This window comes from Arenibacter sp. ARW7G5Y1 (assembly GCF_003201775.1).
GTDB lineage: Bacteria > Bacteroidota > Bacteroidia > Flavobacteriales > Flavobacteriaceae > Arenibacter.
The window spans coordinates 519174-545305 of sequence record NZ_QJJZ01000001.1 but is presented as its reverse complement, the minus strand read 5'-3'; the positions used below and the strand labels follow the sequence as shown (position 1 = coordinate 545305).

General features: G+C 40.6%; 24 protein-coding genes. 14 read left to right on the top strand and 10 right to left on the bottom strand.

Going from position 1 to position 26132, the window contains the following annotated elements; all coding sequences use genetic code 11:
* Positions 1–84 precede the first annotated feature (84 nt).
* From C7972_RS02290 to C7972_RS02275, 4 genes are all read left to right on the top strand, one after another.
* Positions 85–2913 (top strand): TonB-dependent receptor, encoded by a 2829-nt coding sequence (locus tag C7972_RS02290; protein WP_110354574.1) that lies wholly within the window; start codon positions 85–87, stop codon positions 2911–2913.
* A gap of 170 nt (positions 2914–3083) precedes the next feature.
* Positions 3084–3401 carry a T9SS type A sorting domain-containing protein gene (locus C7972_RS02285; RefSeq protein WP_110354573.1) on the top strand — a complete coding sequence of 106 codons (318 nt, stop codon included), beginning with the start codon at positions 3084–3086 and terminating at the stop codon, positions 3399–3401.
* 182 nt (positions 3402–3583) lie between these two features.
* Complete coding sequence (locus C7972_RS02280) at positions 3584–3907, top strand: T9SS type A sorting domain-containing protein (protein WP_110354572.1); 324 nt, start codon at positions 3584–3586, stop codon at positions 3905–3907.
* 276 nt (positions 3908–4183) lie between these two features.
* Positions 4184–5161 carry an acyl transferase gene (locus tag C7972_RS02275; protein ID WP_110354571.1) on the top strand — a complete coding sequence of 326 codons (978 nt, stop codon included), beginning with the start codon at positions 4184–4186 and terminating at the stop codon, positions 5159–5161.
* Here C7972_RS02275 and C7972_RS02270 read toward each other — a convergent pair.
* Together C7972_RS02270 and tyrS are read right to left on the bottom strand one after the other, a co-directional pair.
* Positions 5156–5686: a hypothetical protein gene (locus tag C7972_RS02270; protein ID WP_110354570.1), complete on the bottom strand. Its 531-nt coding sequence runs from the start codon at positions 5684–5686 to the stop codon at positions 5156–5158. The genes C7972_RS02275 and C7972_RS02270 overlap by 6 nt on opposite strands.
* A gap of 69 nt (positions 5687–5755) precedes the next feature.
* Positions 5756–7051: a tyrosine--tRNA ligase gene (gene tyrS / locus C7972_RS02265; protein WP_110354569.1), complete on the bottom strand. Its 1296-nt coding sequence runs from the start codon at positions 7049–7051 to the stop codon at positions 5756–5758.
* A gap of 105 nt (positions 7052–7156) precedes the next feature.
* On the opposite strand from tyrS, the gene C7972_RS02260 reads away from it, so the two are divergent.
* Positions 7157–8164, top strand: a complete 1008-nt coding sequence (locus C7972_RS02260) for an NAD-dependent epimerase/dehydratase family protein (protein ID WP_110354568.1) — start codon at positions 7157–7159, stop codon at positions 8162–8164.
* Here the strand turns inward: C7972_RS02260 and C7972_RS02255 are convergent.
* The 3 genes from C7972_RS02255 to C7972_RS02245 are packed head-to-tail and all read right to left on the bottom strand — an operon-like array spanning position 8145 to position 10644.
* Positions 8145–8573 carry a DUF4296 domain-containing protein gene (locus C7972_RS02255; RefSeq protein ID WP_110354567.1) on the bottom strand — a complete coding sequence of 143 codons (429 nt, stop codon included), beginning with the start codon at positions 8571–8573 and terminating at the stop codon, positions 8145–8147. The genes C7972_RS02260 and C7972_RS02255 overlap by 20 nt on opposite strands.
* Positions 8573–9913, bottom strand: a complete 1341-nt coding sequence (locus C7972_RS02250; RefSeq protein WP_110354566.1) for a dihydroorotase — start codon at positions 9911–9913, stop codon at positions 8573–8575. The genes C7972_RS02255 and C7972_RS02250 overlap by 1 nt, the downstream gene beginning before the upstream one ends.
* A 2-nt stretch (positions 9914–9915) precedes the next feature.
* Positions 9916–10644: a polyprenol monophosphomannose synthase gene (locus C7972_RS02245; RefSeq protein ID WP_110354565.1), complete on the bottom strand. Its 729-nt coding sequence runs from the start codon at positions 10642–10644 to the stop codon at positions 9916–9918.
* Between the two features lie 544 nt (positions 10645–11188).
* Here C7972_RS02245 and C7972_RS02240 point away from each other — a divergent pair.
* Entirely contained in the window at positions 11189–11854 is a 666-nt protein-coding gene (locus C7972_RS02240; RefSeq protein WP_110354564.1) for a DUF4271 domain-containing protein, read from the top strand.
* Complete coding sequence (locus C7972_RS02235) at positions 11851–12597, top strand: uroporphyrinogen-III synthase (RefSeq protein WP_110354563.1); 747 nt, start codon at positions 11851–11853, stop codon at positions 12595–12597. The genes C7972_RS02240 and C7972_RS02235 overlap by 4 nt, the downstream gene beginning before the upstream one ends.
* Positions 12598–12651: 54 nt before the next feature.
* Here the strand turns inward: C7972_RS02235 and pckA are convergent, their stop codons facing one another.
* Both pckA and C7972_RS02225 read right to left on the bottom strand, forming a co-directional pair.
* Positions 12652–14268: a phosphoenolpyruvate carboxykinase (ATP) gene (pckA, locus tag C7972_RS02230; protein ID WP_110354562.1), complete on the bottom strand. Its 1617-nt coding sequence runs from the start codon at positions 14266–14268 to the stop codon at positions 12652–12654.
* 51 nt (positions 14269–14319) lie between these two features.
* A complete protein-coding gene (locus tag C7972_RS02225; RefSeq protein ID WP_110354561.1) occupies positions 14320–14712 on the bottom strand; it encodes a DUF423 domain-containing protein in 393 nt (130 codons plus the stop codon).
* Between the two features lie 77 nt (positions 14713–14789).
* Here C7972_RS02225 and C7972_RS02220 point away from each other — a divergent pair, with 77 nt between their 5' ends.
* Together C7972_RS02220 and C7972_RS02215 are read left to right on the top strand one after the other, a co-directional pair.
* Positions 14790–16163 carry a saccharopine dehydrogenase family protein gene (locus C7972_RS02220; protein ID WP_110354560.1) on the top strand — a complete coding sequence of 458 codons (1374 nt, stop codon included), beginning with the start codon at positions 14790–14792 and terminating at the stop codon, positions 16161–16163.
* Positions 16164–16211: 48 nt separating this feature from the next.
* Positions 16212–16682, top strand: coding sequence for an Lrp/AsnC ligand binding domain-containing protein (locus C7972_RS02215; RefSeq protein ID WP_110354559.1), 471 nt, complete (start codon positions 16212–16214; stop codon positions 16680–16682).
* A 46-nt stretch (positions 16683–16728) separates the two neighbouring features.
* Here the strand turns inward: C7972_RS02215 and C7972_RS02210 are convergent, their stop codons facing one another.
* The 3 genes from C7972_RS02210 to leuS form a co-directional block, all read right to left on the bottom strand.
* On the bottom strand, positions 16729–17424 hold the full coding sequence (locus C7972_RS02210) for a zinc metallopeptidase (protein ID WP_110354558.1): 696 nt from the start codon (positions 17422–17424) through the stop codon (positions 16729–16731).
* Positions 17425–17578: 154 nt separating this feature from the next.
* On the bottom strand, positions 17579–17833 hold the full coding sequence (locus C7972_RS02205; RefSeq protein ID WP_110354557.1) for a SemiSWEET family sugar transporter: 255 nt from the start codon (positions 17831–17833) through the stop codon (positions 17579–17581).
* Between the two features lie 90 nt (positions 17834–17923).
* Positions 17924–21193, bottom strand: a complete 3270-nt coding sequence (gene leuS, locus C7972_RS02200) for a leucine--tRNA ligase (protein WP_110354556.1) — start codon at positions 21191–21193, stop codon at positions 17924–17926.
* A gap of 212 nt (positions 21194–21405) precedes the next feature.
* Here leuS and C7972_RS02195 point away from each other — a divergent pair, with 212 nt between their 5' ends.
* The 5 genes from C7972_RS02195 (at position 21406) to truB (ending at position 26057) form a co-directional block, all read left to right on the top strand.
* Positions 21406–23283: a T9SS type B sorting domain-containing protein gene (locus tag C7972_RS02195; RefSeq protein ID WP_110354555.1), complete on the top strand. Its 1878-nt coding sequence runs from the start codon at positions 21406–21408 to the stop codon at positions 23281–23283.
* A gap of 135 nt (positions 23284–23418) precedes the next feature.
* Entirely contained in the window at positions 23419–24297 is an 879-nt protein-coding gene (locus tag C7972_RS02190) for an ABC transporter permease (protein ID WP_110354554.1), read from the top strand.
* A 9-nt stretch (positions 24298–24306) separates the two neighbouring features.
* Positions 24307–24573, top strand: coding sequence for a DUF3098 domain-containing protein (locus tag C7972_RS02185; protein WP_110354553.1), 267 nt, complete (start codon positions 24307–24309; stop codon positions 24571–24573).
* A gap of 3 nt (positions 24574–24576) precedes the next feature.
* Positions 24577–25362, top strand: coding sequence for an undecaprenyl-diphosphate phosphatase (locus C7972_RS02180; RefSeq protein ID WP_110354552.1), 786 nt, complete (start codon positions 24577–24579; stop codon positions 25360–25362).
* Complete coding sequence (gene truB, locus C7972_RS02175) at positions 25362–26057, top strand: tRNA pseudouridine(55) synthase TruB (RefSeq protein WP_110354551.1); 696 nt, start codon at positions 25362–25364, stop codon at positions 26055–26057. The genes C7972_RS02180 and truB overlap by 1 nt, the downstream gene beginning before the upstream one ends.
* The last annotated feature ends 75 nt before the right edge of the window (positions 26058–26132 follow it).

The window sequence follows — 26132 nt, the reverse complement described above, 5'->3', positions numbered from 1 at the left end:
ACACCCCTTTAAAACAACAATCAATTGCTCGCCCAAACATAATGGCGGGCATTTGGTTTATTACGATTTAACTATCAATTACTTATGAGATATTCACTTAGACTTTCAACTTTTACTTTTTTTATTTTTCAACTCATTTTTTCACAAACGGGCGAGGTAACGGGATCATTGATCGATGCAGATTTTCAAGACCCTGTACCCTTTGCCAACATTTTAGTTAAAGGTACCACCATAGGTACCACCTCAGATTTTGATGGCAATTACAAACTTACCCTTGAGGAGGGAAGCCACACCCTTACTTTTTCATTCCTTGGTTATAAAACTGTAGAAATTACCGATGTTCTCATTAAAGCGAACGAAGTAACCAACGTAAATGTTACCATGGAAACCCTGGCCGAAGGCCTTGATGAAGTGGTGGTATCCGTAAGCGTTAAAAAAAATACGGAAACTGCTGTTTTGGGTATACAGAAAAAAGCCGTTAACCTTTTGGACGGACTATCGGCCGAAGCCTTTAAAAAATCGGGCTCCAGCGATGTTGCCAGCGCCATAAAATCTGTGCCTGGCGTATCTGTTCAAGGCGGCAAATATGTTTATGTAAGGGGGCTTGGGGATAGGTATACCAAATCTATTCTGAACGGAGTGGACATTCCCGGTCTGGACCCAGATAGAAATACTATTCAGTTGGACATTTTTCCTACCAACATCATAGACAATATATTGGTACTTAAATCGGCTTCCGCAGATTTACCTGCAGATTTTACTGGTGGCATCGTGAATATCGTAACCAAGGACTACCCCACAAAAAAGGAACACAGTATTTCCCTTAGCGGAAGTTACAATCCCGATATGCACTTTAACGAAAACTATTTGGACTACAAGGGCAGTTCTACAGATTTCCTAGGATTCGACAATGGTAACCGCGCTGTTCCCATTAACCGGAATCAGGATATTCCCAACACTTTTGAGTACAATCCATTATTAACGGCAATTACCAAAAAGTTTAATCCTGTGCTCTCGGCAATGAAAGCAAATAGTGCCATGGACTATAGTTTTGGGTTTACTACGGGCAATCAATACAATGTTGGCGAAGGTGAGAATAGATTGGGCTTTTTGGCTTCCCTATCCTATAAAAATACCACTACCTTCTATGAAGGGGCGGAAAACAATTTCTATAGGAGAAATGCGGACACCTCCGTATTTGAACTGGAAACCGATAGGACGCAAACAGGGGATTTAGGCAGAAATAATGTTTTGGTCAGCGGTTTGTTAGGGACTTCCTTTAAAACCGGGAAATCCAAATACAAACTAAACATACTCCACTTACAGAACGGGGAGTCTACGGCCGGTTATTTTAGTCAGACCCTTAATTTTTCAGACTTTGTGAATTTCTCAAAAGATAACTTGGAATATACACAACGTTCCATCACCAACGCATTGCTGAGCGGAATACACTCCAGCGAAGATGCTTCATGGACTACGGAATGGGCACTTTCCCCTACGCTATCCAAAATTCAGGACAAAGATATCAGAACAACATCATTTAGGGTAGAGGACGGAGTTTATTCCATTCCACAGAACAACCAGCCAAAAAGAATCTGGAGGGATTTGGAAGAAATAAATGCAGTTGCCAAATTGGATCTTACCAAAAAATATGATTTTCTGGAAAAAGACGCCAAATTAAAATTTGGTGCCTATGGTTCCTACAAGAATAGGAATTTTGGCATATTGAACTTTGAGATCGAGAACAATGGATCCACTACCAAGTTCAATGGTATTGCAGACAACATCCTTTTGGAAGAAAACCTTTGGACCGTCAACAACAATTCCGGTTCCTATATTGACCCGGACATCTCGGTGGCCGAACCGGCCAACACCTACGAGGCTGCCCAACAAAATATAGCAGGTTATGTATCCAACGAGTTTAAACTGGGACAAAAATTAAGAACTATCCTTGGTGTTAGGGTGGAGAAGTTCGAATCCAAATATACCGGAGAGGACAACAAGGACATCAATGACCCTGAAAAGATTATCTATGATAATGAAACCATCATAGATAAGTTTGATCTTTTTCCCACAGCCAATTTAATCTATGAACTTACAGAAGATGTCAATTTAAGGGGGTCTTATTCCCGCACTACCGCAAGACCTTCTTTTAAGGAAGCTTCCATTGCCAAGATCTTTGACCCATTATCCAACAACACCTTCATAGGTAATATTGATTTGGATCCTACTTACATCAACAATTTCGATTTTAGGGTTGAATGGTTTGGTGAAAGTGCAGAGATGATCGCATTGAGCAGTTTTTACAAAAAATTCACCGACCCCATTGAACTTACGTACTTTGAATCTTCATCCGATAACTTTACCCCACAAAACTTGGGTGATGCGGACGTAATTGGATTGGAATTTGAACTAAGGAAAAATTTAGGGTTCCTTGCAGCAGCACTTCAAAATTTTAGTCTAAACGTAAATACCTCCATCATTAAATCTACCCAAGTTTATAGCGAAAGCGAGCGTACTTTAAGAACACTGGGACTAAGGGATGGGGAAACCTTGGGCAATGACCGGGAACTACAGGGACAATCCCCTTTCCTTATCAATTCCGGTTTAAATTACGAAGGTGCCGAAAACGGTGTTCAAATGGGAATGAACTACAATGTTCAGGGAAAAACATTACAGGTGGTTGGTAACGGGTTTGTACCGGATGTGTATACCATGCCCTTTCACAATTTAAACTTTAACTTCTCCAAAAGCTTTGGCGAAAACCAAAATCAGAGCCTAAGTTTTAAAATAAGCAATATCTTGGGCGATGACGTGGAAAGCGAGTATGAATCCTACAAGGCGCAAAATCAGACTTTCTCCAAAAGAAGCCCTGGAAGGTCATTCTCCATAGGATACAATATAAAATTCTAAAAAGTTTATTTCCATTTTGAAAAAAAAGAGGTCGAGTTCCATGTTTTTTAACATATAATTCGGCCTCTTTTTGCATTTCATCGAATTTTTGAGTATAAATTTAGCTCCCGACAATGTGCTGCACCTAAAATTCTTACATTTACGGTATATTATTTGTTGTTAAAGTTTCTATGAAGCAACTCTACTTAGTTATAGCCTTACTTTTTATCTCTATTTCCTTTGGACAGGAACCCAAAGGCAATGCTGGGGGTGGGGATATTCCTGGGTTTAAGATATATCCCAATCCTGTTACCAATGGCAGGGTGTATATTAGCACTTCCCTGAACGCTCCTAAACAGATTTTAATTTTCGATATTTTTGGATCCAAGGTACTGGAAACCACTATTATTGGTTCGGAATTGAATGTCAACGATTTGGATGCTGGTGTCTATATGCTCAGGGTCAACGAAAAAAACAAAATAGCTACGAGAAAGTTGATTATAAAATAGCCTTTCCCAAATTAATAACAGCTCAATACTTCCTTAATCACCTCATTTTCAGGTCTTATTATCCCAATACAACTATTAAAAAAGGGTTACACATACAAAAAACACCCTTTTGCAACATTTATTACCACTTATTGCCGTGTTTACCTACATTTACTGTATTGATCCCAAATCAATGCTAACCTATGAAAATATTTTACACCCTACTGTTCGTGGTATTTTCTATGGCCGTTTCTGCACAGGAATTCGTTGAAGAACCTGCAGACAGAAATGCCCCGGCCAATACGTTTAAATTATACCCTAATCCGGCCTATCAGGAGGTAGTTTATATTACCACTAAACATAATGGAATAAAGGACGTTGTAATCTATGATGTTTTTGGAACCATTGTCTTGGAAGACCGGATAAGCAATACGCTTTTAAATATATCCAAATTGGCACCGGGAGTTTATGTCTTACAAATTACCGAAGACAGGGTTAAGATGACCAGGAAATTGGTCGTAAAATAAGCCTTTCAGAAGGTACATTCTTCTTTCTACACCCTTCCCTAATATAACTATTTAAACGTCCAATAGTAGGAATACGGGAAGGGAGAATTAAATCTATACCAATAAAAGGTATTAATCCTCAGGGCAGGCCTGTCTGCCGAAAAAGGCGGGATTAGTTCAACTTGCAGTTTTAAGTGCGTTTTACCGACTTCCCAAAATTGAGTTTCACCAATAAAACCATAAAATAGGGTTTCCACTATGTTGTTATCATTACTTTTGTAGTAGTTGATTTACAATATGCCTCTCGAAAATATTTTTACAATTTCAACGGAAGAAGAGTTCAATGCCCTGGCATTGAAGACATTTCAGGTCCAATTTCACGAAAACTTGGTGTACGGGGAGTTTTGTCGACATCTAGGAAAAAGTGTGTCCTCCGTTAAAACTATTGAAGATATTCCCTTTCTACCGATAGAATTCTTTAAATCCAAAAAAGTAATTTGCGGTTCATTTGAGCCCCGGATAACCTTTACGAGCAGTGGCACTACAGGAAGCGAAGTAAGCAAGCATTATGTAAAAAGTGTTGAGCTGTATGAGAATAGTTATCTATCCGCCTTCAGACAGTTTTATGGGGAAATAGAGGACTATTGTGTATTGGCCTTACTGCCCTCCTATCTGGAAAGGGAGGGATCTTCCTTAATCTATATGGCCAACGATCTCATCAATAAAAGTAGACATCCGGAAAGTGGCTTTTATTTGGATGATATTGACCGTTTACAAAAGACCATGGTCGACCTGGATGGCCATAACACCAAAATATTACTGCTGGGTGTTTCCTTTGCACTATTGGATATGGCCGAAAGATTCCAATTAAATCTAAAGAATACCATTGTCATGGAAACCGGAGGCATGAAGGGACGAAAAAAGGAATTGATCCGGGAGGAATTGCACCAACTCTTAAAAAAAGGGTTTGGGGTGCCGACTATCCATTCGGAATATGGAATGACAGAGCTTTTGTCCCAAGCCTATTCCCAAGGCAATGGCCGTTTCCTTTCCCCTAAATGGATGAAAGTCTTGACAAGAGAAACCGAAGACCCTTTAAGCTTGCAGAAAGAGGGTAGAACGGGAGGTGTAAATATCATAGACCTGGCCAACATACACTCCTGCAGCTTCATTGCCACCCAGGATTTGGGAAAAGTCCATTCCGATGGAAGTTTCGAGATCCTGGGCAGATTTGACCATTCCGATATTAGAGGCTGCAATTTAATGGTATTATAAACCCAAGATCTTGGCATCCACAAAAAAGGTAGTGGCAATGTTTATTTCATAGTCCGACGACAAAAACTCATCGGTTACCGTTTTTAGCCTTAAGGTATAAGTATCCTTTTTAATATATTCCTTTAAATCCTCAGCCGTGGTAACCAATTCCAACTGTTCCCCGGCAGTGGCCGATACGTCTTCGTTCCAAGCTATTTTAATCTCCGGCAAATCTTCTGCGGACATATAAATAATAATCGATTCCAAAAAACTGAAATCCTCCCCTTCAGGAGCCTCAACCGTCATCACCAATTTCTTCAGGACAATTTCTTCTATTAGATCCTTTCTAGTATCATTCACCTCAAATTCTGCAGATGAATTGGTCTCTTTTTCAGGGGTAAAGACTTCAAAAGGTAAATCCACCCCTGTTGTTGAAGGTATCACCACCCTCTGATCATAATCCATGTCAAATTTTGTAAGCTCGTCCAATTTATCACAAGAACTAAAAAGTCCCACCAAGGCAAACAACATAAAATACTTCTTCATTCTTTCCAATTTATTAGGCTAACGGGAATCTCCTAATTTTATTGGGAATAACTGGAAAAAATGCTGTGTTTAACTAATCACCAGCACAAAATAATTCTTCTTCCCCCGCTGTAGCAAAACAAATTTATTGTTGATAAGATCTTCTGAAGAAATGATATAGTCCTCTTTGACTTTTTCCTTATTCACGGAAATGGAATTTTGTTTCAATTCACGTCTGGCTTCCCCATTCGAGCCCAAAAACCCGGTTTTCGCCGCCAAGGCCGCAATCATATCCAGGCCATTGTTTAAGTCCTCCCTGGAAACTTCCGCCTGTGGCACACCTTCAAACACCTCCAAAAATGTCTTTTCATTAAGCTTTTTTAAATCGCTCGAGGTAGATTTTCCAAAGAGGATGTCACTTGCCTTTACGGCATTGTCCAAATCTTCCCGGGAATGTACCATTACCGTAACCTCATCGGCCAAACGCTTTTGAAGGACCCTTAAATGCGGGGCTTCATGGTGGGTTTTTACCAAATTTTCTATTTCGTCCTTTGGTAAAAAGGTGAAAATTTTAATATATTTTTCGGCATCCCCATCCGAGGTGTTCAGCCAATATTGATAAAATTTATAAGGAGATGTTCTTTCCGGATCCAACCAAATATTCCCCCCTTCAGATTTCCCAAATTTGGTGCCATCGGCCTTTGTAATCAATGGACAGGTAAGGGCAAATCCCTTTCCGCCTCCTATTCTACGAATAAGTTCCGTACCTGTGGTAATATTTCCCCATTGATCACTACCCCCCATTTGCAGGGTACAATTATACTCTTTGTACAGGTGTAAAAAATCATACCCCTGAACCAATTGATAGGTAAATTCGGTAAAGGACATTCCTTCCTTGGCTTCGGCCGATAAACGTTTTTTTACAGAATCCTTGGCCATCATATAATTTACCGTAATGTGCTTTCCTACATCCCGTATAAATTCCAAAAAGGAAAAACCCTTCATCCAATCATAGTTGTTTACCAGTACGGCACTGTTATCCTTTCCGTTATTAAAATCCAAAAAACGGGAAAGTTGTGCTTTTATGCCGGCCTGGTTATGTGCCAAAGTGGCCTCATCCAAAAGGTTCCGCTCTGTAGATTTTCCTGAAGGATCACCGATCATTCCGGTTGCCCCACCGATCAACGCATAAGGCTTATGGCCTGCCAACTGAAAATGGCGAAGCATCATAACGCCAACCAAATGTCCAATATGTAGTGAGTCTGCTGTTGGGTCTATGCCCACATAGGCCGATTGCATCCCACTTAACAAATGTTCTTCCGTACCGGGCATTGCATCGTGCAACATTCCTCTCCAAGTTAATTCTTCTACAAAGTTCGTAGTCATGCTTAAGATCTTCTAATTCAATAATTGTGGCAAATATAAAATAATAGGTTGTTTAACTCCTCCCATAAACGGAATAAATTGGAGGCAATTGAGTAAATTAGCGCTATGATTTTAGTTACAGGAGGAACAGGTTTGGTAGGAGCGCACCTTCTTTTGCACTTATTGCAAACAGGTGCCACGGTAAAAGCCATCCATAGAGAAAAGAGCAACCTAAGGGAGGTTGAAAAGGTATTTGGATATTACACCGACCAAGCGCAGGAACTGTTTCAAAAAATTGAATGGGTAAAGGCCGATCTTAACGACCTACCAGCCTTGGAAATTGCTTTTGAAAATGTGACACATGTTTATCATTGTGCGGCCTTAATTTCCTTCAACCCCAATGATTATGACCTGTTGCGTACAGTAAATTATGAAGGCACCAAAAACATTGTCAATCTTTGTATTACCAAGGGTGTTAAAAAATTATGCTATACCAGTTCCATAGGTGCCATAGGGAGAACAGTAGGTAACCAAGAGGCTACTGAAGAAACGGATTGGACCACCCAACAAAGCAATGTATACGCCATGACCAAGATGGATGCCGAACTGGAAGTGTGGAGGGGAGCACAGGAAAATGTTCCTGCGGTTATTGTAAATCCGGGGGTTATTTTGGGCCCTGGATTCTGGGAAACGGGAACTGGAATTTTATTTAAAACCGCTTATAAGGCCCGTAAATATTATCCGCCAGGAGGGACAGGTTTCGTCACTGTAAATGATGTGGTCAAGGTAATGACCCAATTAATGCAGTCTTCCATAATCAATGAAAAGTTTATCCTCGTGGCCCAAAATCTGACCTACCAAGAAATGCTAACAATGATTACAAAGGCCTTTGGCAAACCAGCCCCAAGCAGGGTAATCAAATTTTGGCAATTAGAGGTGTTTAGGAGATTGGATTGGCTTAGAAATATTTTCTGGAACAGCGGAAGAAAACTTACCAAAAATTCGATTCAATCTTTGCGTAAAAACCAATTGTTCAGTGCGGACAAGATCCAAAAACAATTAGGGCACTCCTTTGAAGCCTTGGACAGCGCCATTGAGCTATCCTGCAAAAAATTTATGGAAGAGAATCCTTAGAACCCACTGGCTTTTTTTTAGTATTGGGATTCAACTTTTCTTTAGCCTCCTTTATAGAATCTTGTTTCTGCTGCCTTTTCTCTTCAAAGAACTTTTCATCCCGCTCCAATCTATCCTTTACCTTCGTATAGATGGCCTCGTACTCAGTAGGAATGGAGGCATAATACGTATCACTTTTTACAAATTGAACACTGTCTATCCCATACTTGTTATAGATATAGGCCATAGGCTGTATATCATATTCGTTTAAAGTGCTTTCATTTATTATTTTTCCGGCATTTAATAATGCCACGTCGTATAAAATGGCGGCCATTTTATCTTCCGGGATAAGGTTTTCCGGTTTCTCCACTACCTTTTCATTACATGAAAGCAGCAACCCCAGAAAAATGACAATTACATATTTTAGCATTAGTCTCTATTAAAAGTTAACCTCATGGCTTTTCGCTCTTGCGAAAAATTACCATTCCCATAGGCCAAATGGCCATTTACAAAAGTATGGGTTATCCTGGATTTGAACGAATTTCCTTCAAAAGGGGACCATCCACATTTATAGGCTATATTTTCCTTGGTCACTTTCCAGGAATCATTAAGATCCAAGACCACCAAATCGGCATAATATCCCTCCCGAATAAAACCACGTTTTTTTATCTGGAACAATTTAGCCGGATTATGGCACATTTTCTCCACAATTTTCTCCAAGCTTATCTGTCCACTATGAAACCTCTCCAACATTGCCGGCAAGGCATGTTGCACCAAAGGGCCTCCAGAGGGAGCGGAAGTGTACACATTGTTCTTTTCCTCCAAGGTATGCGGTGCATGGTCCGTGGCAATAACATCTATTCGATCGTCCAATAAAGCCTCCCAAAGTTGTCTCCTGTCCGTTGCCGTTTTAACGGCTGGATTCCATTTAATTAAGGTTCCCTTGGCATCGTAGTCCTCATCCGAAAACCAAAGATGGTGAATACAGACCTCAGCTGTAATTTTTTTATCCTCTAGCGGGATATCATTCCTAAAAAGCTCCGTTTCCTTTCCAGTGGAAAGGTGAAAAACGTGAAATCTTGCCCCAGTTTTTTTGGCCAAGGCAATGGCCCTGGAAGAAGAAAGATAACAGGCTTCGGCACTTCTGATCAAAGGATGGTATTTTAAAGGGATATCATCTCCAAACTGCTCTTTATATTTGGCCAGGTTGGCCTTAATTGTGGACTCATCCTCGCAATGAGCAGAAATGACCATCTCGGTATTCCTAAATATTTTTTCGATCACCTCTTCATTGTCTACCAACATATTCCCCGTAGAGGAACCTAAAAAGAGTTTAATCCCGGAACAGGCATTCTTGTCCAATTTCTTGATCTCTTCCAAATTATCATTGGTTCCTCCGAATAAAAAAGAGTAATTGGCAAAGGCAGAATTTATCGCTATTTCAAACTTATCCTCCAAAGCCTCAATGGTAGTAGTTTGCGGATTGGTGTTGGGCTGTTCCATAAAGGAAGTTATTCCGCCGGCTACCGCTGCCCTACTTTCCGTAGCAATGGTACCCTTATGGGTGAGACCGGGCTCCCTAAAATGTACTTGATCGTCTATGGCCCCCGGTATAATATACTTGCCTTTCAAATCCATTACCTTCACTGCGCCCTCCGATGAAATCCGATCCTCGATTTTTAGAATAACCTCATCCTCCAGCAGTATATCGGCAGGGAATATTCTATTGTCGTTAACGACCGTAGCGTTTTTTAAAAGTATTCTTCCCATCTTTAAAACTTCTTTTTATGAAACAAACTTCGCAACTTCATCTGCAGTACCCCAAACACGGCTTCATTGATAATGGAAGCGCTCATTTTGGATTTCCCCCTGATTCTATCGGTAAAAATAATAGGCACCTCCTGAATTTTATACTTTTGAAGATGGGCCCTGAACTTCATTTCTATTTGAAACGCATAGCCAATAAATTTAATGGAATCCAAATTGATGGTTTCCAAGACCTTTCTCCTATAACAAACAAATCCGGCCGTAGGATCGTCTACCTTCATACCTGTTATCAACTTAACGTAAAAGGAGGCTCCATAGGACAACAATATTCTGTGCAAGGGCCAATTTACCACATTGATTCCCTTTTTGTACCGCGACCCTACGGCCACGTCCGCCCCATCCATACATGCCTGTCGCAGTCTTATAAGATCTGCAGGGGCATGCGAGAAATCGGCATCCATCTCAAAAATATATTCATATTTTTTTTCTATGGCCCATTTAAAACCGTGGATATAGGCTGTTCCCAAGCCAAATTTATCCTGTCTTACCTCTAAAAATAGTTTATTAAAACATTGATCCTGCAGAGCTTTTACCGCTTCAGCTGTGCCGTCCGGCGAATTATCATCTACAACCAGTATATGAAAATCCTGCTCCAAAGCAAAGACGGAATGAATAATGAGCTCAATGTTTTCAATTTCATTGAAGGTAGGAATAATGACCAAGCTATCCGCCATCTTAGGTATTGCAATTTTAGCAAAAATAGTATTTTAAAAACTGTAGGGAAATATCAGGGAAGTTTTATGATTTTTTTAAAGATTACATTTAGGGACAAATGTATGGTTTTGACCTCCGTTTGGAGCACCTGGACAAGACCTTTGCAATTCTACCGAAAAAATAGGCCAGATTGGATTATATTTGATGCGTGACCAATGACCAAGTGTTTTTAAAAGGGGAAAGAGTTCCTATAAACCCAATGGCATTGGCCTTCACGGGCTTATTTCACAGCCTGAAATGGTTTCTTATCTTTTTCCATGGATTTGGCTCTAAAAAAGCTTAGGTTTGGACTGATTTATCCAATCGCCCTGAAAAATGGCAAGTATCCCGAGTCCGGCCCATAGGATTCTATTATTTGGCCAATGGCACTAAAGGAGCCCAAATGTACGTTGTTAACAATAATGCCGCCAAAGCATAGGGCCATGCGTAACATGAAGATCGGGAGGGATATTTTGAAATTTGATTTTTTTGGATATATCGGGAAATAAAAACTAGACCGTATAAATGGAAGCAATATTAAGAAATGTGCATACCGTAGATTGGATAACCATTATCCTATTTTCCAGTATTTTTTTTATGGTGCTTGCCAAAACCATTTTTTATAGCCGTTTCCTCAACTATATCATCCTACCTTTCAACAACAAATATATCTTCCTTTACCAAAAGAAAGACAAACTATTTAATTGGTTTAGTATTATTTTCAGCATTTTCCAATTGCTTAATTTTTCCCTTTTCCTGTATTTTACCTATATAATTTTTTTTAAGATTCCAGAAGAGCAACAGTTTGTTGCATACGGCATTATTTTTATAACGCTTTTATTATTTTTTACCATAAAGATTCTCCTGCAACTGGGCAACGGTATAATTTTCAATATCAATAAGATCATTTCCGAGATAATTTTTAAAAAACTCTCCTACCTTAACTATAGTGGTATTGTAATGTTATTTGCCAATCTTCTATTAAATTATGTTTTCAAGGAATCAAAAGCAGTTATTTTTATAAGTCTTTTATTGGTATTCCTAATAAACGTCATTGGTTGGATAACAACATTGAGAAATCATCAAAAATTCATCGCCAGTAATTTTGTGTATTTTATTTTGTACCTTTGCGCTCTTGAAATAGCTCCAATTATTATAGTTGGAAACTATCTAATAGATCGAAACCTATGAAAGTAAAAACGATTTTGGTTTCACAGCCAGAACCCAAGATGGAAAATTCTCCCTACTCCAAACTTATTGATAAGGAGAAAATAAAGGTAGATTTTAGACCTTTTATCCACGTGGAAGGTGTTGATGCAAAAATGGTCCGACAACAAAAAATTGACCTTAAAAATTTTACCGCCATTATACTTACCAGTAGGAATGCGGTGGATCATTTTTTTAGGATTGCGGAGGAAATGAGGTTTAAGGTACCAGATACCATGAAATATTTTTGTCAATCAGAGGCAGTAGCCTACTATTTACAAAAGTACGTTGTATACCGTAAGCGTAAAATTTATGTTGGGAAAATGAATTTTCCAGATTTAAATTCTTTGTTCAAGAAATATAAGGACGAAAAATTTTTATTGCCATCCTCAGATGTTCTTAAACCGATAGTTCCCGAAACTTTGAATAGTCTGGGAATAGATTGGACCAGGGGCATTTTTTACAAAACTGTAATTAGTGATCTTTCCGATTTAAGGGATGTGTACTATGATGTTTTGGTATTCTTTAGTCCGTCCGGAATAGAATCATTGCTAAAGAATTTCCCTGATTTTAAGCAGAACGAAACCAGAATAGCTGTATTTGGAAATTCAACGGTCAAAGCGGCCACGGAAGCGGGCCTAAGAATAGATATTCAGGCTCCCACCCCGGAAACGCCGTCCATGACCATGGCACTACAGAGGTACATTACTAGTGTAAACAAGAAGTAATTGGGCAATACACCATTATTAAAAACCCCGAGGCAAGCCTCGGGGTTTTTTCTTTTAGAATGCATATCGTTGCGGCCCTCCACGCCGTATTTCCTCATTGGCATAGGCCTCAAATTTTTTAAAGTTTTCCCGAAAGGCATTGGTTAATTTAAAGGCCGTTTTGTAATAGGCCTCGTCATTATTCCAGGTTGCCCGTGGACTTAACACACTGGTGGGGACTCCTGGGCATTCCCTAGGCTGTGCCACACCAAAAACGGAGTGGATGTGGTATTTATCATAACTGTACAATCCCAATTCGCCACTTAAGGCCGCATGGATCATCGCCCTGGTATATTTCAATTTCATTCTGGTACCCACCCCATAAGGGCCACCGGTCCAGCCAGTATTTACCAACCAAACGTTTACCCCTGCATCCAACATTTTTTTACTGAGCATTTCTGCGTATTTCGTAGGGTGCAATGGCATGAACGGTGCACCAAAACAAGCAGAAAAACTGGGTACTGGCTCCACCACCCCTGCCTCGGTACCGGCCACCTTGGCCGTATATCCGGAAATAAAATGATAGGCAGCCTGACTGGGGGTCAGTTTGGAAATAGGGGGCAATACCCCAAAGGCATCCGCAGTTAAAAAGAAAATATTCCTCGGATTCTTACCAATGGACGGCACCTGTATATTGTCTATATTATAAATGGGATAACTTACCCTGGTATTTTGGGTAATGGAGGTATTTGCAAAGTCTACAACCCCATTGGCATCCAGGATCACATTCTCCAAGAGCGCCCCTTTCTTTATAGCTCCGTAAATTTCGGGCTCATTTTCTTCCGAAAGATTAATGACTTTGGCGTAACACCCTCCCTCAAAATTAAAAACGGTATTCTCCTTGGTCCATCCATGTTCATCATCCCCTATCAATTTTCTATGTGGATCCGCAGATAAGGTAGTCTTACCAGTACCTGAAAGTCCGAAAAAGATAGCAGTGTCCCCATCCTCGCCTACATTGGCCGAACAATGCATGGGAAGGCAATTCTTAAATACTGGAAGTATAAAATTCAATGCCGAGAATATTCCCTTTTTAATTTCCCCGGTATATCCGGTTCCTCCTATCAATACAATTTTTCGAGTAAAATTCAAAATAGCAAAATTATGCTGTCTTGTCCCGTCCTCCTTGGCATTGGCCATAAACCCGGGTGCATTGATTACCGTCCATTCCGGATCAAAATCGATCAACTCCTCTTCCGTAGGCCTTAAGAACATATTATAGGCAAACATATTGGACCATGGGTATTCTGTGATGACCCTAATGTTCATCCTATAATCATCGTCGGCACAGGCAAAGCAATCCCTTACATAAAGCTCCCTTTTATTAAGATAGTTGATAACCTTGTTGTAAAGGGCATCAAACTTTTCACTTTCAAAGGGTATATTCACATTTCCCCACCAAATTTTATCGGCCGTAATATCATCCTTAACAATAAACCTGTCCATTGGGGACCTGCCTGTAAATTCTCCCGTATCAATAGCCAAAGCTCCTGTAGACGAGGTGGTGCCCATTCCTTTTTCCACGGTAATTTCATGTAGTCTTGAAGGTGATAATTGATAATGGATTTTTGTATTGGCTATACCATACGTCTCCAGCGCAATCGATTTAGTTGAGGGTGTTGATGAATTCATAATAGTTAAGTTTTATTAGAAAAATATAAGTGCTCTATGAGCTTGTTAGTTTCAATTTGATGGCTTTTGATTTAAAACCCTTATGCCCAAAAGTAGCCATCCCGTCACTAGGAGGACACCTCCGAGCGGAGTCAATAACGCCAATTTCTTGAAGTCAAAACTAAACAATTCATTAAGGGCCAATAAGTAAATTGAAAAAGAGAAACATACCACTCCAGCCACGATAAAATAATAAACTGTCTTTTTGCGTTCGTTTATCAATACGTTGCAACCGCCCAAAATCATAAGGAACAAGGCATGGTACATCTGGTATCTGACTCCGGTTTCAAAGGTTTCTATGGCTTTGGCGTCAATCATTTTTTCCAAACCATGTGCCCCAAAAGCCCCTAAAAGAACGGCTGTTAGACCAAAAAATACACCTGTACCGAAAATTGTTTTGTTCATAACTTTAAAGGTCTTATTTCTTACAAATATAACAATTTGATACCTTAGTAACCGTAAAATTGAAAAGCAAAAAACCAATGCGTCGAAAAATACTTGTTGTGGGCAGCGGAAAATCCACTGCATATTTGTTGGATTATTTATTGCAAAAAGCGGAGGCTGAAAATTTACATATTACTATATGCGACATAAATCCGGAAGCCCTTCCTGAGAGAATAAAATTAGACCCCTCCTGCACAGTATTTAAATTGGATATCTTCAATGATAGGGAAAGAAGTAAGGTCATAGAGCAGTCGGATATTGTCATATCCATGCTCCCTGCCCGCTTTCATATCAAGGTAGCCGTGGATTGCATTCAATTTTCAAAACATTTGGTTACTGCCTCCTATATCAGCGATGACATATTGGCGTTGGACCAACAGGCCAAGGAAAAAGGCCTAGTTTTTATGAATGAAATTGGTTTGGATCCCGGTATAGACCACATGAGTGCCATGCAGGTAATAGATAATATTAGGAAACGCGGCGGTAAAATAATTCTCTTCGAATCTTTCACAGGAGGATTGGTAGCCCCGGAAAGCGACAACAACCTGTGGAACTATAAATTTACTTGGAACCCCAGAAATGTTGTACTGGCCGGCCAGGGGGGTGCGGCAAAATTTATTCAGGAAGGCACCTACAAATACATTCCCTATCACAAGCTATTTAGAAGGACCGAATTCCTGGATGTAGAGGGTTACGGGAAGTTTGAAGTGTACGCCAATAGGGACTCTCTAAAATACAGGGAAGCCTATGGCCTGGACAATGTGCTAACCCTCTATAGGGGTACTATGAGAAGGGTGGGCTTTTCCAAGGCGTGGAATATGTTCGTCCAATTGGGCATGACCGATGACAGCTATACCATTGAGAATTCAGAAGGAATGTCTTACCGCGAATTTGTGAACCTATTTCTACCCTATTCCCCTACCAATACGGTAGAACTAAAACTGAGGCATTATCTTAAAATAGATCAGGACGATATAATGTGGGAAAAATTAATGGAATTGCGCTTATTTGATTCGAATAGGAAAATTGAATTAAAAAACGCTACCCCCGCACAAATTTTACAAAAAATTTTGGAGGACAGCTGGACCTTGGGCCATACGGACAAGGATATGATTGTTATGTACCATAAATTTGGGTACGAGCTTCATGGAAAAAAAGAACAGATAGATTCCAATACAGTGGTTATCGGGGAAGACAGGACCTATACTGCAATGGCCAAAACCGTTGGGTTACCGGTAGCCATGGCCACCTTGTTGATATTAAACAAAAAAATCACTACCCCTGGGGTACAATTACCATTAAGACAGGAGGTCTACGAACCTATATTAAAGCAACTTAAAAGCTACGGAATCCACTTTAAAGAGTACCAAGTCCCTTACCTGGGTTATAATCCAGATTCTGTTGCTAGTTAAGATGTAAAACCATTTTGGTATCTTTATATTGAATTTGAAGTATAGACCATGAAATCCAATAACGAAAACATAAAAATTGATGGTATCGACAAAAAGATACTTAGATTTTTAATGTCCGATGCCAGAAAACCAGTTCTGGAAATTGCCAGAAAAATTGGAATTTCAGGTGCCGCCATTCATCAGAGGTTACGAAAATTGGAAGCTTCAGGCCTTATAGCAGGCTCTAAATTTATTATTAACCCCAAAGTTTTGGGATACACCACCATGGCCTATATTGGTATTTATTTGGACAAGGCCATGAGCAATCCATTGGCCGTAAAGGAACTTGAAAAAATCCCCGAGGTTTTGGAATGCCATTATACTACCGGAAACTGGTCCATTCTAATAAAGGTACTATGTAGGGACAACGAACATCTTATGCATGTACTCAATAGGGATATACAACAGATTGAAGGGGTTTCCAGAACAGAGACCTTCATTTCTTTGGACCAACAAATAGACCGACAAATAACGATATAAAAAAAGGACATCAAAAGATGCCCTTTTTATTGATTAATCACAAGTCCTAGTCCCTACTTCCCAGAACCTGCATGGCCCAATACACCAAAGTGGCCAAAGATCCTATAGCTGCAACCAAGTAGGTCCTGGCAGCCCATTTTAAGGCATCCTCAGATCCTTTGTATTCCTCCTGGGTTACCATATTCTTGTTCTTTAACCAAGCAAGGGCGCGGTTACTGGCATCGTATTCAACAGGTAAGGTAATAAAGCTGAACAAGGTTGCGAGTCCCATCATTATTAGACCTGCCACGGCTACCCAATATCCAAGGCCAACTCCCGCTGCAGCTCCCAACATAATTCCACCAAAAACCACCCACATGGACATTCCCGAGGTAACACTTACCACCGGTACCAATTTGGATCGCAGGGTCAACCATTCATACGCCGTAGCATGTTGAACCGCATGTCCACATTCGTGGGCCGCAACCGCTGCTGCCGAAGCATTTCTTTGGCTATAGACCCCTTCACTTAAATTCACCGTTTTGTTTACCGGATTGTAATGGTCTGTTAACATTCCCGGGGTAGAAATTACCTTCACATCGGTTATTCCATGGTCCGCCAACATTTTTTCCGCAATCTCGGCACCGCTCATACCATTGCGCAGATGCACTTTGGAATAGAACTTAAATTTACTTTTTAGCTTATTACTAACCAACCAACTTACCAGAGCTATGGCTCCCAGTAATATATAATACATCATCATAACAATTCTCTTTTAAATTAATCCAATATACTAAAGTTTTTATTTCTTAATATACAGTAATCCATTCTTTTCTAAATAATCAAAAACCCGGCCAAATTACACACACCTTAACAGGACAGCACAAAGGCATATTTATCTGACAATTTGTCCCTACCTACTTATATTTCAACTTAAGGACTATCATAATAAACAGTAACACCGCGGTAATGAAATTGGCCAAGATCATGGGCACACTTTCATGGTAAATACCATATATCAACCAAAGGACCACCCCAAGGAACATAGCCATGTACATGGTAAGTGAAATATCTTTGGTAGATTTATTGGCCCAGGTCTTTTGTACCTGTGGTACAATGGAATAGGTAGTAAGCACGGCCGCTACCAAACCCATGATTTCGATGTTTTCCATTCCGCTAGATACAATTTTATGGACAGCCCCACATAGTGAAATTAAGTCCAAAATATTCCCAAAACAAACTTAACCTTTGGAACAATCCACTTATCCCACTATATTGACAATTTTACCCGGTACCACGATCACCTTTTTAGGGGTACGGCCCTGTAGTTGTTCCTGGGTCTTATCGTGGGCCATAACTGCTGCCTCTATATCCTCTTTGGAGAGATCTGCAGGCAACTCCAATTTAAAGCGCATTTTCCCATTAAACGAAATAGGGTATTCCTTACTGCTTTCCACCAAATACTTCCCTTCAAATTTAGGAAAGGGTGCAGTGGCAATAGAGGTAGTGTATCCCAATTTACTCCAAAGCTCTTCCGCTATATGGGGCGCATAGGGAGAAACCAAAATGGCCAATGGTTCCAATATCTCCCTACTATTGCATTTTTGGGCAGACAATTCGTTCACGGCGATCATAAAGGTAGAAACAGAGGTGTTAAAAGAAAAATGCTCTATGTCCTCTTCCACCTTCTTGATGGTCTTGTGCAACGTCTTTAAATTATCTGCGGTAGGTTGGGCATTGGTAACTAAAAAAGCCCCGTCACTTCCCCCGTGGAACAAACGCCACATTTTCTTAAGAAAACTGTGAACCCCGGTAATACCTGCGGTATTCCAAGGCTTGGATTGCTCCAAAGGGCCTAGGAACATCTCGTACAGACGCAGGGAATCCGCCCCGTACTCCTGGCAGATGCTATCCGGACTCACCACATTGTATTTGGATTTGGACATTTTTTCTACCTCCCGACCTACAATGTACTTCCCGTCCTCCAAAATAAACTCTGCATCCTTAAAATCGGCATAAAGAGGATTTTCCTTGAATCTTATCAAATCCAACTCATCGGATGGATTCACCAATGATACATCTACATGAAGTGGCTGTACCTTTCCACCATCCGTTCCTATTAAATTTTTAGAAACTAGGGTATTTTCTCCTTCCAATCTATATATAAAAGCACTCGTGCCCGTAATCATCCCCTGATTGATCAGTTTTTTGGCAAATTCCGGCTTTGGCACTATCCCCTTATCAAACAAAAACTTTTGCCAAAATCGGCTGTACAGCAAATGTCCCGTGGCATGCTCGCTTCCTCCTATATATAAATCCACATCCTGCCAGTAATTAATGGCTTCGTGCGAAAAGACTTCCTCCTTATTATGCGGATCCATATATCGGTTAAAATAATACGAGCTTCCCGCCCAACCCGGCATGGTATTCAGCTCCAATGGGAATACGGTTTTATGATCTATTAGTTCATTGCCAACAACTGCCGACTTCTTTATGTCCCAGGCCCAAACCATAGCATTCCCCAAAGGCGGTTCACCGGTTTCAGTTGGCAGGTATTTTTCAACTTCGGGCAACACTATAGGTAAATGCTCGGCACCGATCATTTGGGGCATCCCGTCCACATAATATACCGGAAAGGGCTCTCCCCAATAGCGTTGCCGACTAAACACGGCATCGCGCAACCTATAGTTGATCTTTCCTTTCCCCTGTTCCAATTTCTCCAATTCAAAAATAACGCGTTTAACGGCCTTTTTATAGGGGAGTCCATTTAAAAAATCGGAATTGGCAATAACCGTCTTTTCCTTATCGGCAAAGGCCTCTTCGGAAATGTCCACACCCTCAAAAATATTTGGAATGGGAATCTTGAAATGCTTTGCAAAATCGTAATCGCGCTGATCTCCACAGGGAACGGACATTACCGCCCCGGTACCGTAGCCTGCCAAAACATAGTCGCCTATCCAAATAGGAATAGGCTCTTTGCTAAATGGGTGTTCTGCATAAGCTCCTGTAAAAGCTCCCGTAATGGTCTTTACATCGGCCATACGATCGCGCTCACTGCGTTTGGCCGTAGCCGCTATATAGGCCTCTACTTCCTCCTTTTGCTCAGAGGTGGTTATTTTGGCAACCAATTCGTGCTCTGGAGCCAGGGTCATAAAACTCACCCCAAAAATGGTATCTGGTCTGGTGGTGAAAACCGAAATTTCCATATCTTTCGTATTGACCTCCCCCCTGCCCCCTCCCAAGGAGGGGGAGCTAAGTGACTTCTCGATTTTTAAAATTACTTCATCAATATTATTGAGGACTTCATAATTAGTAAATCTTATTACGGTGTAGCCTTTTTTCTGCTCCAACAACAATTGCCTTTCGGCATCCTTGTTCAACTGATATTGGTGAATTTCTCCATCAACCTCCACGATCAATTCCTTTTCAAGGCAAACGAAATCAACTATATATCTAGAAATTGGATGCTGCCTCCTAAATTTCGAATTCAAATTTCTATTTCTTAGAGCTTCCCATAGTAAAGCTTCAGCCTTTGTGGGATTCTTACGCATTTCTTGAGCCCTTTCCAATAAAACTCCGTAAATGTCAGAATCGGCCGTATGAAATTTTGGTGAAGACGTATCCGCCCCCCCTCCTTGGGAGGGGGCAGGGGGGAGGACCCTAAACGTAACTTCCGCTCCCTCGGACCTACCGATCCAATTGGTTTGTGAGTCCTTTAGGGGTTGGGGCCAATCTACCATAGCCAAATCGTCCAACAACCGCTGGGCATAGGCAGAGATGCGCATGCTCCACTGCGTCATTTTTTTGCGGACAACCGGATGTCCGCCACGTTCCGAAACCCCGTTGACCATCTCGTCATTTGCCAAAACCGTTCCCAAGGCCGGACACCAATTAACCTCGGTCTCCGCCAAATATGTCAACCTATATTGCAATAAAACTTCCTGTTGTTCCTTTGCCGTAAAGGCCTTCCAATCGGCTGCTGAAAATACTGCAACATCGTCATCACAAACAGCATTTACACTTTGGTTTCCCTCTTTTTCAAAAATAGCGATGAGACTGGAAATATCTTCCGCCCTATCGGCATCCTTGTTGTACCAGGAATTAAAAAGTTGGATAAAGATCCACTGTGTCCATTTGTAATAATTGGGATCGGAGGTACGAACTTCCCGGCTCCAATCGAAAGAAAAACCAATTTTATCCAACTGCTCCCTATATCTGTTGATATTGGTCTCCGTTGTTATGGCAGGATGCTGCCCTGTCTGAATGGCATATTGCTCCGCAGGCAAGCCAAAGGAATCATACCCCATAGGATGCAATACATTAAAACCTTTGTGCCTTTTGTAGCGCGCATAAATATCGCTGGCGATATAGCCCAAAGGATGTCCTACATGTAAACCGGCACCGGAAGGATAGGGAAACATATCCAGCACATAAAACTTTTCCTTTTGGGAATCGTTTTCTGCTTTAAAGGTTTGGTTTTCCGCCCAAAATTTTTGCCACTTTTCTTCAATTTTCCTGAAATCGTAAGTCATTCTATCTTGTTTGTCTTAATATCCAGCGCACCAAGGGTACACGCTCCATTAATTTTATGCTCGGCAAAAATAAGTTTAATCTATGAAAGCAAAAAGATATTATCTACTTACCTACTATGGTAACTAACCACAACACAGTATTCCCCTTTACCATTATTTACAAATACACCTACCATCGCAAAAGGTTACTTCAAAATATATATCTTTAAAACGTGATTAAAATATTATGGCGCCTTGGTTCGCGCATTCTTCTATTATACCTCCTTTGTTCCGCTACCGCAAAGGCCCAATTTGGATTTTGTACCGGAAACACCGGTGACCCTATCTTTACGGAAACTTTTGGTGAAGGGCTTTTTTACGGACCACCTTTGGCAAACGGAAGTACTTCCTACCAATATGTTGGCGGTTCCCCAATAGACGGTAGTTATACGATCTCCAATGCCACCCCTTTTTACAATTGGCACAATATTAGTGACCACACCCCGAACGATACCAATGGAAAGTCTTTTGTGGTTAATGCCGATTACACCCCAGGGGAATTCTTTAAACGAAAGGTAGCAGGACTCTGTGAAAACACCTCCTACGAATTCTCCTCATGGCTTATTAATTTATTACCTGCCTCCGGATGCAACGGGAACGGAATCCCAATAAATGTGAAATTTCAAATTTGGGATGACACGGAAACCAACTTGTTGGCCTCGGGAGACACTGGAAACATACATGGAACAGGGACCCCCATATGGCGCCAATACGGTCTGGTATTTCAAACTTTGCCCTCACAGACATCGGTAGTACTAAAAATGCTGAACAACGGCGTTGGCGGTTGTGGAAACGATCTTGCCATAGACGACATTGTTTTTAAATCTTGTGGCGATTATATTGAGCTTACGGATGCCCAGAACAAGGACTATCTTACACAATGTGAAACAGCGCCTGCCACTAACATACAACTTACCGCCACCCCTGACTTTTCCATTTACAACACTCATGCCTACCAATGGCAACAGAGCTCGGACAGGGTTAATTGGACGGACCTTTCAGGGGAAAACAGTGCCACCTACACCTCGGCACTTCTGACCAGCTCCACCTATTTTAGAGTTAAAATGGCCGAAGATGCCATTAACTTGGCCAATTCCCTATGCAGTACCATTTCGGATGTTTACGAGGTTCTAATAGTTCCCCAACCCGATCCCCCACAAAGTGATGGCGACATTCTAAGCTGTGTGGACCAGAACAGGGCATTATCGGTCTCCGTCCCGGAATATATTCAAGTAGACTGGTACGACGCTCCCATTGGAGGTAATCTTTTGCTATCCAATAGCAACACCTACACCCCCCAAGTGTCCGGCACCTATTATGCCGAGGCTGTATCTACCTTGGCAAATTGTTATGCAGACCAGAGAACAGCTATCAACATGACTTTATTCGACTTGCCAGAAGTAAGCGATGAGACCCTTAGTTTCTGTGAAAATACCACCATCACCCTTTCTGCCAAAATCAGCAATATGGCCTATGAATGGAATACAGGTGAAACAACCGAAAGTATCAATGTAACCGCTCCCGGAATTTATACTGTCAAAGTAACCAATGCCAACGGATGCTCCAGTATAAAAACAATTAGCCTGCAACAGATTGATGCCCCAAAAATCCAAACCGCTGTTTCCGAGGAGTACACCATCTCCATATTGACCGAAAACAGTGGGGAATTTGAATTTTCATTGGATGGTTTTAACTACCAAAACGCAAACGTATTTAATAATACGGAAGGGGGATTGTATACGCTATATGTACGGGAACGGAACAATTGTGGCATTGCCACCTTGGCCTATATACACCTGGTGATACCCAAATTCTTTACGCCCAATGGGGATGGCATCAATGACCTTTTTAAAATTAACGGCCTGGAAAAATTTAATCTTTCAAAAATGAGCTTGTTCGATCGCTATGGCAACCTCATAAAAACCTCTCTAAACAGTCCGTTTGAATGGGACGGAACCTTTAATGGAAAATCCTTGCCGGCATCCGACTATTGGTTCCAAATTACAATAAACGACACCATTAAAAAAGGGCATTTTACATTAAAAAGATAATCCATTATGCAAAATGAAGACCTTGGTGGCCAAAGCATCACTTAACTTTCAACTGTACCTAAATAAAGGAGGAAAGAGGGCTCTTTTATTTCTAATTCAATTTACTTTCCTATTTTTACATATTGATTTTCAACTATGAGTACATCTTTTGAACGTTTTCAAAAAAGAAAGCTTATTTCCTCTTATTTCTCAGTAGTCCTAAGTATTGGCCTAGTCCTTTTTTTATTGGGCATATTGGGGCTTTTGGTTTTGAACACCAAAAAACTGGCCGATCATTTTAAGGAGCAGATCACCATATCGGTCTTTCTTAAGGACAATGCCAAAGAAGTGGAGGTTGACCAATTGCAAAAAAGTTTGGCCATGGCCGAATATACCAAAAGGGCCACCTATGTTTCCAAAGAAGAGGCGGCAGAACAACACAGTCAGGAAATTGGAGAGAATTTTTTGGATTTCTTGGGGTATAACCCCCTTAAAAATTCCATTGACGTGCAACTTAAGGCCGATTATGTGTCTACGGAAAAGATTGCCGAAATAGCAGAGGAAATTTCAAGCAGGGACTATATTGAAGAAGTAAGCTACGACAAACCTTTGATTTCCCTTTTAAACGATAATGTAAAAAAAATAAGCTTCTGGATATTGGTCGCCAGTGGTGTTTTTACCTTTATCGCCGTGTTATTGATAAACAGTTCCATTAGACTTTCCATTTACTCCAAGCGATTTATCATAAAGACCATGCAGATGGTTGGGGCCACTAAAACGTTTATCCGTAAACCTTTTATTTGGACCAACATAAAATTGGGGGTCCTTGGAGCGGTGCTGGCATTAATTGCTTTGGGCTTTGTCATCTACTATGTAAATATCAATTTCCCGGAACTCAACCTTTTTCAAGACCCGACAATTCTCATATTCCTTTTTGCAAGTGTCTTTCTTTTAGGAGTTTTGATTTCTTATATAAGTACATTTTTTGCAACACAACGTTTCTTAAATCTTAGAACAGACGATTTATATTATTAACTTTGCGGCATGAGTAAAAAACAAAACAATAATCAAGCACAAAAGCCTAGACAGGAATTTATTTTCCAGAAAAAAAATTACCTATTTATGTTTGTTGGTTTGGCCTTTATTAGCCTAGGATTTATCCTCATGAGCGGTGGAGGAAGTGACGATCCCAATGTGTTTAATCCTGAAATTTATAATTTCAGAAGAATACGCTTGGCCCCAACATTGGTATTGATCGGGCTAGGGATAGAAGTTTACGCCATTCTGTTGAATCCGCATAAGAAAAGATAAATTTTGGACATATTTGAGGCTATTATTCTTGCCATTATTGAAGGTATAACCGAGTATTTACCGGTTTCCTCAACTGGACACATGATCATTACATCTTCCTTTTTTGGTATTGCCCAGGAAGATTTCACCAAATTGTTTACTATCGTTATTCAATTGGGCACTATACTTTCTGTAGTGGTTCTATACTTTAAAAGATTCTTTCAAAGCATTGATTTTTATTATAAACTTTTAGTCGCCTTTATTCCAGCAGTGGTATTAGGTTTACTTTTAAGTGATGTCATAGACGCCTTACTGGAAAGTCCCATTGTAGTAGCCGTTTCCTTGGTTATAGGAGGGTTCATCCTGTTAAAGGTGGATGACTGGTTCGGAAATTCGGAGAACACCGACATTTCATATGCCACGGCCTTTAAGATTGGACTCTTTCAGTGTTTGGCAATGATTCCAGGAGTCTCTAGAAGTGGCGCCAGCATTGTTGGGGGTATGACCCAAAAATTATCCAGGACAGCGGCAGCAGAATTCTCTTTCTTTCTGGCCTTGCCTACCATGCTTGGTGCTACCCTTAAAAAGAGTTATGACTATTACCAGGCAGGCTTTACCCTAACCTCCGAACAAATAAATTTATTGATTATAGGCAATGTAGTAGGGTTTGTTGTGGCACTTTTCGCCATTAAGACCTTTATTGGGTATTTGAGCAAACATGGCTTTAAGGTTTTTGGCTACTACAGAATAGTAGTGGGTATCGCCATTATTATCATACATTATTTTATTAGTCCGCTAACGGTAATGTAATGACTAAGGAAGACTTTTTAGAGGGGCAGGTATTGCTGATAGACAAACCGCTTGGTTGGTCATCCTTTCAAGCAGTTAATTCCTTAAAATGGAAAATAAGAAAGAAATTTCAGCTAAAAAAAATTAAGATAGGCCACGCTGGCACCCTAGACCCGTTGGCGACAGGATTATTACTTGTCTGTACGGGAAAATCCACTAAAACCATTAACGAACTTCAGGGCCAGGAAAAAGAGTATACCGGTACTATAACCTTGGGTGGAACAACCCCATCCTATGATTTGGAAACGGAGATAGACGAACACTTCCCCATAGATCATATTACCAAGGAATTGATCCACAGTACCACTGCCCAATTTATTGGGGATATAGAACAAATTCCGCCCGTTTTCTCTGCGCTAAAAAAAGATGGGAAAAGACTATATGAATACGCAAGGGAAGGGAAGGAAGTAGAGATTAAAAAAAGAGGGGTCACAATTACCGAATTTGAAATTACCTCTATTGAGCTACCAACGGTACACTTCAGAGTGGTCTGTAGTAAAGGGACATATATTAGGTCATTGGCACATGATTTTGGAAAAGCCTTGCAATCCGGAGCACATTTATCCTCCTTGAAAAGAACCAAAATAGGGGATTACAACGTAAATAAAGCCATAACCCCCGAGGAATTTGGTAACTTACTGCAAATCGACCGTTAAACTTCGATATTAAAAGTGGTAACCCAACCGTTCGTCGATAATTTGAAATATTTTTGATAAAACGTGGTTATATCA